Annotated in this window: 1 protein-coding gene; it reads right to left on the reverse strand. The window is 30.8% G+C overall.

All coding sequences use genetic code 11. The annotated features are described in order from the left end of the window. A partial coding sequence (locus ACTG3V_RS15545; protein ID WP_439133085.1) for a BT4734/BF3469 family protein occupies window positions 1-1,402 on the reverse strand: 1,402 nt, incomplete at its 3' end. Window positions 1,403-1,697 lie beyond the last annotated feature (295 nt).

Below are 1,697 nucleotides of genomic sequence, written 5' to 3' on the forward strand. Positions count from 1 at the left end.
TTAAAAAGTCATTTATTTTGTCCTGCTCCCTAACTAATTTATAAAAGGCTGCTGGAGTTAAATCAGCTAATTCTTGTTCACTGTAATCATCTTCTGATTTTAAGGCCCAACGATAATCATTTTGATTCTCATCCAACTTATTAGAGTCAGTTGGAATGAGTCGTTTTATTTGTTCTATCCCTTCATCACCAAATACTCCATAAAGCACCCAACCTAAATCATTAAGTGATTTGTAGTCAGTAAATTTTTCGGCTACCCAATCTTCAATTCTAACGTCTTTTGTTGCTAGATCTTCAATAAAATCAATTGTTTTAATTAGTTTTTCTAGTTCAAAATCTATATCAAAATCTGATGATCTATTTTTTAAGAGAAACTTATAGGCTTCTTTATCTGATGTGATATTTTTCTCTTGCTTTATCCTTTTGATTTGCTCGGCTTTTAAAGCAATCTTTTTTTTGAGTTCTTCGTTCTGGTAAGCAGTTTCATTTGCAGCTATAATAGCATAATCAGAAAATCTATTAGGATCATATTTAAAATGATTATTCTGATCAGCAATAAAAGGGATGTAAGTCAATCGCTGTGGATCCTTTGTAGATTTATCAAACTTTTCTTCTAGTTCTGGGAAAGCAGTGATAATTTCTTTTCGTGCTCCTTCATACCAAATCTTATGATGTTCCATTACTGATTTTCTCTCTTCTAAAGTAAAGTCTCTTTTAAATTCTTTTGAAGTGATATCCACCTTACAGAATACTTTAACACCTTTTCCTCTAGGTGATAAGAAAGCGAAATATGGTTTGATATTTTTTGTTCCCTTCCAAATTTTGTGCAACCACTTTAAAGCTTCATTGGTATCTTTTAATTTATCAAAATCAAAACAAAATCTACCTGTATGTTCAAATTTCATAATTGATTTATCTCTGGTATTGGTATTTAAAGAAATCAGTATTGCAGGGAGGTATGGTTTTACCACGCTGAGGTTTCCTCTTGCAGCATCTAATAATTTTTTGATAGATGCTTTAGGATCTGTCATTTCTTTTATGAGATCCTGTTCTGATATTTCGTTTGCTGTCTTGTTACTACCTTCTCCATATGACCTAGAGCTAGAGCCCCTTGCTTTTGAATATCCAATATAATTGACTAAAAGATATTTTAAACCCTCGGTTTCAAGGTAGTCAATTAATTCTTTTAAAAGTTCTTTATTGCTTTCTATAAAGTTTAAACAATACTTTTCAATGGGTACATATACACTTTTATCTTTGGGATAAACTCCTTTTACCAATTCTGAAATCTTTCCTTTAATAGCGTCTTCTAAGTTTTCAAAATCTGAACCAGCTTTTATTCTGTTAAATACGTCATTATTTGTAAGATGTGTTGCAAAATAATGATAGTTGTTATCTCTCATATAATTTTAATTTTTAATGAGATTAATAGATCAAATATGTGCTATAGTTGTGGGTCTACTTCCTTATTATATATAGAGTAAATTTTACCCACAACTATCGACATCAGATATAAGGTCATCAGATTTAACTCGCTGTTTGAGGGTTTACCCATAGAATATATTAATACTTATAGCTGGTGGTAAATGTGGAAAAGCTGGTAAAGCTCAATAGTAGCAATTGGTACAGCGATTATTTTAGTGGTACGGTTTTGGTAAACGTGGTAAACTCAAATAATAAAAACTTCTTTATTAGAAT

It is taken from the genome of Polaribacter sp. (assembly GCF_965660385.1).
Classification (GTDB): Bacteria; Bacteroidota; Bacteroidia; order Flavobacteriales; family Flavobacteriaceae; genus Polaribacter.